Annotated in this window: 4 protein-coding genes; 2 read left to right on the top strand and 2 right to left on the bottom strand. The window is 62.6% G+C overall.

The window, feature by feature from the left end:
* A partial coding sequence (locus tag EN893_RS22260; RefSeq protein WP_128361776.1) for a LysR family transcriptional regulator occupies positions 1 to 457 on the bottom strand: 457 nt, incomplete at its 3' end.
* 122 nt (positions 458 to 579) lie between these two features.
* On the opposite strand from EN893_RS22260, the gene EN893_RS22255 reads away from it, so the two are divergent.
* Positions 580 to 1,731: a gamma-butyrobetaine dioxygenase gene (locus EN893_RS22255; protein WP_127268621.1), complete on the top strand. Its 1,152-nt coding sequence runs from the start codon at positions 580 to 582 to the stop codon at positions 1,729 to 1,731.
* Entirely contained in the window at positions 1,728 to 2,318 is a 591-nt protein-coding gene (locus EN893_RS22250; protein ID WP_127268622.1) for an HD domain-containing protein, read from the top strand. The genes EN893_RS22255 and EN893_RS22250 overlap by 4 nt, the downstream gene beginning before the upstream one ends.
* Positions 2,319 to 2,390: 72 nt before the next feature.
* Here EN893_RS22250 and EN893_RS22245 read toward each other — a convergent pair.
* Positions 2,391 to 4,040 (bottom strand): NAD(P)/FAD-dependent oxidoreductase (locus tag EN893_RS22245; protein WP_164901016.1); only part of this gene is annotated, 1,650 nt, incomplete at its 5' end.

Genomic DNA, 4,040 nt, shown 5'->3' with positions numbered 1-4,040 from the left:
CGTTGCCGAAGCGGATGTCGAGCACCGAGCCCGGCAGATCGTAGTCGGCAGGGCGATGGATCGTCACCAGATCGAGTTGGATGCGCGGCAGTGCCTTGGCGAGATCTGGCAGCGCCGGAACCAGCATGAGCAAGGCAAAGGAGATCGGCGCCCGGATGGTCACGGTCTGGACGGCACGCGGCTCGAACAGTTCCGCGGTGCTGTTGCCGATGGTGGCGAAGGCCGACTGGATGTGAGGCAAGTAGGCCGCACCCTCCGGCGACAGTGCAACGCCCCGCGCCAGCCGCGAAAACAAACGTGTCTTGAGCCGCTCCTCGAGAAACCGGATGTGCTGGCTGACGGCTGCCTGGGTGAGACCGAGCTCGGCTGCCGCCGCGGTGAAATTCGACAGCCGCGCCGCCGCCTCGAAACTGCGCAGCCAGTCCAGAGGCGGCACGGGTGTATTTGTACGAGCCATTAGTATTCTGCGGTCATTGGCTAAAAAATGATAATTTGAGTTATGCCTGTCGCGCGATCAACATGCAATCGAAACCCTGCGGATCAGGCTGCGGGGGACGCAATGAACAGGAACGGATCTCCATGCTCACCCACGCGCTGATCGGCGACGAAGGCAGAACAATCGACCTTGGCTGGCAGGACGGGTCGCGCAGCCGTTTTCATGCCATGTGGCTGCGCGACAATGCGCTGGACGACAAGACGCGCAGCGCCGGCAATGGTCAACGGCTCATCACCATTCTCGACATTCCCGCCAACACCAGGATCGGCGCCGCGTCGATCAAAGGCGGCGCCCTGGAAGTCAGCTTCGTGCCCGAGCAGAAGACGGTCAGCTTTCCCGCGGCATGGCTGAGCGCCAATGCCTATGATCGTGACGCAGGCCGCCAGCCGGGCTGGACAGGCGAGGCCACCGTGCGATGGACCAAGGCCTCGATGCAGAATTCGGTACCGCGCGCCGGCTATGTTGCGGCCAGCCGCGATCGTGCTGTGCTGGGGCAATGGCTGTCGGCGGTGAAAACCTATGGCTTCGCGGTGATGGACGATCTGCCGACCGAATCCGGGGCGCTGTGCAAAGTATCCGATCTGTTCGGCTACATCAGGGAGACCAATTACGGGCGCTGGTTCGAAGTGCGCGCCGAGGTCAATCCGAACAATCTCGCCTACACGAATCTCGGCCTCCAGGCACACACCGACAACCCCTATCGCGACCCTGTGCCGACGCTGCAGATCCTGTCCTGCATCGAGAATACGGTTGAGGGCGGCGAGTCCAGTGTCGTCGATGGGTTTGCCGTCGCGGCTGCGCTGCAGGCTGAGAACCCGGAAGGCTTCCGGCTGCTGAGCTCATGCCCGGCGCGCTTCGAATATGCCGGCTCTTCCGGCGTGCGGCTGCAGGCGAAGCGGCCGATGATCGAGCTCGGGCCCGATGGCGAGCTGATTTGCATCCGCTTCAACAACCGCTCCCTGGCGCCGACGGTCGACGTGCCGTTCAGCGATATGGAAGCGTACTACGCCGCCTATCGCCGGTTCGCGGAACTGATCGAGGATCCATCCTTCGAGGTGACGTTCAAGCTCGAAGCGGGGCAGGCGTTCATCGTCGACAACACCCGCGTCATGCATGCCCGCAAGGCGTTTTCCGGTACCGGTAAGCGCTGGCTGCAGGGCTGTTACGCAGACAAGGACGGTCTGCTGTCGACGCTCGCGGCGATCGAGCATGGGTTCAAGGAGGCGGCGGAATGAGCGGCCAGGATTTGAACGCGGACACCATCGTCGAGTTCATCGCCGACATCTTCGAGCGCCGGGGTGCCGAATCCTATCTCGGCGAACCCGTCACCATGTCGGAGCACATGCTGCAGGGCGCCTGGTTCGCCGAGCAGGACGGCGCGCCGGACGAGCTGGTGGCGGCGGCGCTGCTGCACGACATCGGCCACTACACCAGCGAGTTCGGCACCTATTCGCCCGAGGATGTCGAGGACAAGCATCATGACGAGGCCGGTGGCGAGGTGCTGGCGCCGTTCTTTCCGCCGGTCATCGTCGAATGCGTCAGGCTGCATGTCGCGGCCAAGCGCTATCTCTGCGCCACCGACCCGACCTATTTCGGCAGGCTGTCGCAGGCCTCGGTGCACACGCTGTCGCTGCAGGGCGGGCCGATGAGCGCCGATGAAGTGGCCGAGTTCCGCAAGAACCCGTTCCACGAGGAAGCGGTCCGGGTCCGCATCTGGGACGAGAGCGGCAAGATCGCCAACATGAAGACACGGGCGTTTCGCGATTACGTGCCGCTGCTGCAGCGGGTGGTGACACAGTTCGCCGCGGGTAAGCCGGCGTAATTCCCTCGAAGGAAGGAGGCAGGGTGCAAGCCATGCCTCCTTCCTTTTTTACTCCGCAGGAATGGCGCTCGCCTATCCCTTGTGGTGCACCTGCTGCAGGCCGTAGACCGGCGTCGCCAAGCCGGCCTGCCTGGCTTTCAACTGCAGCGCCAGGAACTGCGAATAGTGTCGTGATTGGTGCAGATTGCCGCCGTGGAACCACAGCGCCTCCTGTTGCGTCGGCTTCCACATGTTGCGCAGCTCACCTTCCCAGGGGCCGGGATCCTTGGTGGTGTTCGAGCCGAGGCCCCAGCATTTGCCGACCTTGTCCGCGGTCTCGCGCGATATCAGATCGGCGGCCCAGCCGTTCATCGAGCCGTAGCCGGTGGCGTAGACGATGAGGTCCGCAGGCAGTTCCGACCCGTCGCTGAGCAGAACCGAGTGCTGCTTGATCTCTTCGACGTCGACGCCGCTCTTCAGCTTGATCGAACCATCGATAACCAGCTGCGAGGCGCCAACATCGATGTAATAGCCAGAGCCGCGCCTTAGGTACTTCATGAACAGGCCGGACTCGTCGTCGCCCCAGTCGAGCATGAAACCGGCCTTTTCCAGTCCCTTGTAGAACGCCGCATCGCGTTTCTTCATCTCGGCATAGGCCGGGATCTGGAACTCGTGCAGGATCTTGTAAGGCAGCGAAGCGAAGATGAGATCGGCCTTGGCGGTGGTGATGCCATTCTGCAGCGCCTGCTCCGAATAGAGCGAACCCAGTCCGATTTCCATCAACGTGTCGGACCTGGAGATATGGGTACTCGAGCGCTGCACCATGGTCACGTCGGCACCAGCTTCCCAAAGTGCGGCAGCGATGTCATGGGCGGAATTGTTGGATCCGATGACAACGGCCTTTTTGCCGGCATAGGCGTCGGGACCCGGATGCTTCGACGAGTGGTGCTGGTCACCCTTGAAGGTTTCCATGCCCTTGAATTTCGGCAGATTGGCCTTGCCGGACTGTCCGGTTGCCAGCACCAGCTGCTTGGGCTTCAGCGTGATGTCCTTGCCGTCGCGGTGGACGACGACGGTCCATTCCTTCGTCTTGTCGTCATAGGACGCACTTTTGGCCTCGGTCGAGGACCAGTAATTCAGCTCCATCACCTTGGCGTACATTTCCAGCCAGTCGCCGATCTTGTCCTTGGGCGAGAAGACCGGCCAGTTCTTGGGGAAATCGATATAGGGCAGATGGTCGTACCAGACCGGGTCATGCAGGCAGAGCGATTTGTAGCGCTTGCGCCAGCTGTCGCCGGCACGCTCGTTCTTCTCGATGATGATGGTGGGCACGCCAAGCTGCCGCAGCCGCGCGCCGAGCGCGATGCCGCCCTGGCCGCCACCGATGATCACCGTATAGGGCTGCGTCTTGAAGCCGAGCTCGGCGGCTTCCCTCTCGCGTTCTTCTTTCCATGTCGGACGGTTCTTGCCCGAGCCGTGCCTGGCGCCCATCGGCCGCGCAAAGCCTGCCGGCTCCTCGTGGCCTTTCAGTTCGGCCATGGTGGTCAGCAGCGTCCAGATCTTGCCGTCCTTCAGCCTGATATGGCCGAAGCCGCGCGCCACTTCCGTCTCGAAGCTGATCCAGCCCTCGATCAACCCGTCGCTCTCCGTCGCGTCCTCGCCCTTGGCGATGGCGAAGTGCGACGGCCTGGTTTTCGACAATTGGTTTTTCAGCATGTCGCGGACCTGGTGGCGGCGTTCCAT

Origin of the sequence: Mesorhizobium sp. M7A.F.Ca.CA.004.04.2.1 (genome assembly GCF_004022825.1) — a bacterium.
In the GTDB taxonomy this organism is placed as follows: domain Bacteria; phylum Pseudomonadota; class Alphaproteobacteria; order Rhizobiales; family Rhizobiaceae; genus Mesorhizobium.
The sequence above is the reverse complement of the archived record's forward strand: the minus strand, read 5'-3'. Positions and strand labels throughout refer to the sequence as shown.

Coding starts and splice junctions, on each gene's coding strand:
- EN893_RS22250 (WP_127268622.1), top strand. CDS start 1,728: ATGAGCGGCCAGGATTTGAACGCGGACACCATCGTCGAGTTCATCGCC.
- EN893_RS22255 (WP_127268621.1), top strand. CDS start 580: ATGCTCACCCACGCGCTGATCGGCGACGAAGGCAGAACAATCGACCTT.